Here is a 4301-nt window from a genome sequence, read left to right on the forward strand (position 1 = left end):
TGAATATGAAGACCTCATTTATTACGGGCTTTTAAAGGATGAGTATCTTAATTAATGAAACTCTGCAATAGATTGAAATCTTAGAGATAAGGATGATCCTGTGATGGATATCCCGTTTATCTCGAGATGAGCATTTCGAATTGTAATTGTTAAGAAAGACATGTCAAGTTTTCAACGTAAAAACACCTCCAAGGTTGACACCCATATCTTATATAAGGGCATTTGCTTGAAGGTGTTTTGATATGTCTCACGTTACTTATTTTTTATTTGCACTAAAACTCTTGATATTGCCATCCATAAATTGATAAACATCAAAGTTCCGAAAATATCAGCCACAACTACATTATATCCTGTAAATAGGTTTTCAAAGCGAAATAATGGCGTGTTATAAATGGCTATGAATAAAGATATGATCATTGATAACAGAAACAGCTTTTTCTTTGTTATCATATAAATGCAATACAGGAACGTATAATAAGCCCAAAATTGCGCGGCAAACCATGCATGAGAGAGTCGAATGCATGGTTTTGTATGTAGAGTTGTTAATACCAGTACAAATAATATAAGTAACGCAATTATTGGAGCAAATTTAACGAATTGCAGAAGTTTTACTGCAAAGCTTTTGCTTGGGGTTGTATGATTTTCTTCATTATTAAACATCTGTTTCGATAGATAATGAATATAAAATATGAAACCCACACTAATAGCTAACATAAAAAATGTCATCATAATTAGTCCTTCTTTCCCTCTGTATGTATCGTCGTTAATTGATATCTAATATTTTAACTTATATTATTTTATTCTTTTTTTGGTGATTTTCAAGTTTTTTGGGTGGAATTTGGTATTTTATTGTGGCTGTTTATATTCGGAGGGAGATAATTATCTCGAATAAACGATTGACATTTAATGAAGATGTGAACAACTACGAGAAATGGAGGCCGACATACTGTGATGAACTATTTGAGGATATTTTAGAGTACTCTCAAAAAAATTTACAGTATGCAATACTGCATTTGAAGAATTTGAGTGTCCAGATGATAGTGTTGATCTCATTTATTCAGCTACTGCATTTCACTGGATTCCAGAAGAAATCGGCTATTCAAAAGTCTCAAAACTATTGAAAACCGGTGGAACACTGGTATTTTTTTGGAATCAACCATTTGGAGATTTGATAACTGTTTATGAGACCAACGATTTGTAATTAGCTGAAATACCTAAGCAACAATATTGGAGGGGGAAGGATCAAAATGAACAATTTAAAACTTATAACAGATAGATTGTTACCAATCGATAAGATCTCATTTATGTCTGGAGAAGAAATTGTAGAGCATATTGCTACAAAAATATATGATAGTGATTTCAGCAGTATAAGGGAGAACAGAGGGATTTTACCTGAAGTATTGAAGGACATCATACTGCTTATCGATTTTGATACGGAAATGAATATGAATGGAATTATAGGCTTTATAGAAAATGGAAGTGGTCACTATTTTAATGAAACGTTAGAAGCATTGAAAAGAATTCAATTCATTAACGACCTAGATATTATGAATAATATAAAGAAATACTACGAGAGAACGGAATCACTATTGAAGAGCTAAGAGAAAATGTTAACTGTTTATCTGAGTATCAAATAAGTAATTCCTTAAGTGTTCACGGAGAAGACATTAGAAATGTTTCTATATTAGTAGAGAATGAAGCAGCTCAATTATATTTATATCGTAATGATGAGAATTTGTTTGAGTGTCTGTTTCATTATGTTGATGAAAACAAAGAAAAACTAAAAAGTGAACTAGCAAGACTTGTGTAAGAAAAGATGAGGTGAAGTGAACTGAGGGAGCAAACAAAAGTAAAAGTTTATTACAGTCTGTTCGGAGATGATTTTGATTTAGACGAAGTGACAAGACGAATAGGGATAAATCCCAGCTCTGTATCACGAAAAGGTGAAAGAATAAATGAAAATCGGACTAGAAAAGAAACATCGTGGACAATTAGTACTGACTATGAGGAATCACTAGATGTAAGTGGTCAATTAAATCAGTTCATTATACAGCTTCGCGATAAGTGCGAAATAATTAAAACAATTCAAAAAACGTTTCAAGCTACCAACAAGCTTTTTATCGTGATAATCATTGAGGAGGGAATGACTCCAGCATTGTACTTAGATTCAGAACAGATTAAATTTGCAAACGATATTAATGCCGAGTTCGATATTGATATCTATGCTAACCCCTATAACTCGGAATGCGATTGATCAGTCCAGAATAGGATATTGCATAAGTTGTCAGAGCTATTCCGTTAGTTAAAGGAGAAAAAATGAAGAAAATCATCTTTTTATTAATTGCTGCCTTGATTATTTCTAATGTTATTTGGGGGTACTTATACTTTAAGGTAGATCATCCTGCTGTCCATGTATATAACCTCAAAGGTACTGGAGAAATGTGGGACATTACGGATTACAAAATAATAGTTACTCCTAGTAAAATACTACGTGGACATGGAAAGTTAGCGTACAAAGGTGATCCAAAGAATTTCGAGAAGATTACTTCTTATCAATTGAAAGTTGAAGAATTGAATTTGGATGGGAATTATGAAACCGTTTATATGACTGAAGCAAGTTCTAAAGAAGGGACTGTAGCTATTCCCGCCAATCTAAATGATATAGGTTCTATAACCAGAGAATATTCTTACGATGAACCAAAGAAGGATATACATAACTATAATAGCACTACATTAACGATTACATGGAATGATAATGAAGGTAAGCTTCACTCTGAATCCATACGTCTTTCCATTGAAAATGAGATTAATCTTGATTAATGCATGTTGTGTTGCGAATGAACGTAAATGTGATCGTCGGTGGAATAATGAATCCCTTTACTACTTATCAAGTGGCAATTATTAATGGACAGGTGCAGGAATACGATTTGTATTTTACAAACAAATTTGATGGGAAAGAATACAAGTTCATCAAAGATGTTCACGATGCATTGACTCCACATCAAAGCATATGGTCTGAATCACCCCATCCACCGAAAAGGGAATATGATAAATCAAGGAATTTGGATTTCTTCATAGAATATTATTACAAAAGTGTGAAAAAAGGAGGAGCAAATGCAAGGAATTATTTCGAAAGTAAACGGTGTGTCACTTTGGCATCTTGTTCAAGGTCAGGGTATTCCAATTGTACTTTTACATGGGGGTCCAGGTGCGTATGATTATTTAGAACCTGTGGCTGAGTTATTGGATGATGGTTGTTTTCAAATTATTCGGTATGAGCAACGAGGGAGCTGGAGATCAGAGAAAACAGGTCCCTACGATATTGAGACATTTATTGAAGATTTAGAGCAGTTAAGAATTCATTTAGGTTTGAAAAATTGGGTTGTGTGTGGGCATTCTTGGGGTGCATCATTGGCGTTAGCATATTCCACCAAATATCATACTAATGTTGAAGCTCTAATCTATATATCGGGAACAGGAGTTAATCCGGCTTGGCACGCTGACTATCGTACTAACAGACTTAACAGAATGAGTCCTACTGACAGAGAAAAATATATTTATTTACGTTCAGTAATAGAAACAATGAACGGTGAAGAAAAAGAACATACAAAAGAACGATTACGTGAACTCAGTTTAAGAACTGATTTATTTAATCAGGATAACTTTAATAAACTTCCTCGTATTGACGGAGAATTTGTAAACAATGAAGTGAATCAAAAAGTTGGTTCTGAATGTAATGAGTATTTTGAAAATGAGAAATTTAAGAAAGCTATTTCATTAAATAAATTCCCCTCTCTTTTTATCCATGGAGAGACAGATCCCCGCCCATATAATTACGTGAAAGAGCTTGCATCCAATTTGCAAAACTGCGAATTTGCATTGATTCCTAATGCTGGGCATTATCCTTGGCTTGATAATTCTGATGCTTTAGGAAAGCAAATTAACAAATTTTTATCTAAGTATGTTTTGGAATGAAATATGATTATTGAATTTCATCACTTAGACAATAATCATTAACCTGCTTTATTCATTTCCAAAAATCGAAACCAAAATAAATAGTTTTCCAAATAGCTTGTTGCCACACCATTAAACCGCTCCATCCAACCTTTTAGGCGTTTATTACGTGCTGAATATGATAAACGCCTTTCTTACCTTTTTCACTTTCTAAGAAATAAGTTTCATCGCTTTCAACAATACCTTGTAGTTGTTAATGGCCAATAGAACGAATAGCGTTCAAGATTTTATGTCTCCAATAAAATGCCATGGAAACAAAAATCGTTCACTCGAACTAGCAATTGTAC

General features: G+C 33.4%; 5 protein-coding genes and 2 pseudogenes. 5 read left to right on the forward strand and 2 right to left on the reverse strand.

Annotation, left to right across the window (positions count from 1 at the left end; all coding sequences use genetic code 11):
• Window positions 1–252: 252 nt before the first annotated feature.
• A complete protein-coding gene (locus BBG47_RS30950) occupies window positions 253–726 on the reverse strand; it encodes a hypothetical protein (protein WP_065294351.1) in 474 nt (157 codons plus the stop codon).
• Between the two features lie 280 nt (window positions 727–1006).
• Here BBG47_RS30950 and BBG47_RS31325 point away from each other — a divergent pair.
• The 5 genes and pseudogenes from BBG47_RS31325 to BBG47_RS27205 all read left to right on the forward strand — a co-directional run.
• Window positions 1007–1201 (forward strand): annotated as a pseudogene (locus BBG47_RS31325) (methyltransferase domain-containing protein); the annotation flags it as partial.
• Between the two features lie 46 nt (window positions 1202–1247).
• Complete coding sequence (locus BBG47_RS27190) at window positions 1248–1601, forward strand: DMP19 family protein (RefSeq protein ID WP_065294347.1); 354 nt, start codon at window positions 1248–1250, stop codon at window positions 1599–1601.
• A 266-nt stretch (window positions 1602–1867) separates the two neighbouring features.
• Entirely contained in the window at window positions 1868–2254 is a 387-nt protein-coding gene (locus BBG47_RS27195) for a DUF4279 domain-containing protein (RefSeq protein WP_302621976.1), read from the forward strand.
• A 62-nt stretch (window positions 2255–2316) separates the two neighbouring features.
• Window positions 2317–2820: a hypothetical protein gene (locus BBG47_RS27200; RefSeq protein WP_065294349.1), complete on the forward strand. Its 504-nt coding sequence runs from the start codon at window positions 2317–2319 to the stop codon at window positions 2818–2820.
• 294 nt (window positions 2821–3114) lie between these two features.
• Window positions 3115–3975, forward strand: coding sequence for an alpha/beta fold hydrolase (locus tag BBG47_RS27205; protein ID WP_065294350.1), 861 nt, complete (start codon window positions 3115–3117; stop codon window positions 3973–3975).
• A 47-nt stretch (window positions 3976–4022) separates the two neighbouring features.
• Here BBG47_RS27205 and BBG47_RS29355 read toward each other — a convergent pair.
• Window positions 4023–4276: pseudogene (locus BBG47_RS29355) on the reverse strand (hypothetical protein); the annotation flags it as partial.
• Window positions 4277–4301 lie beyond the last annotated feature (25 nt).

This window comes from Paenibacillus sp. KS1 (assembly GCF_001680695.1).
Lineage (GTDB): Bacteria > Bacillota > Bacilli > Paenibacillales > Paenibacillaceae > Paenibacillus_B > Paenibacillus_B suaedae.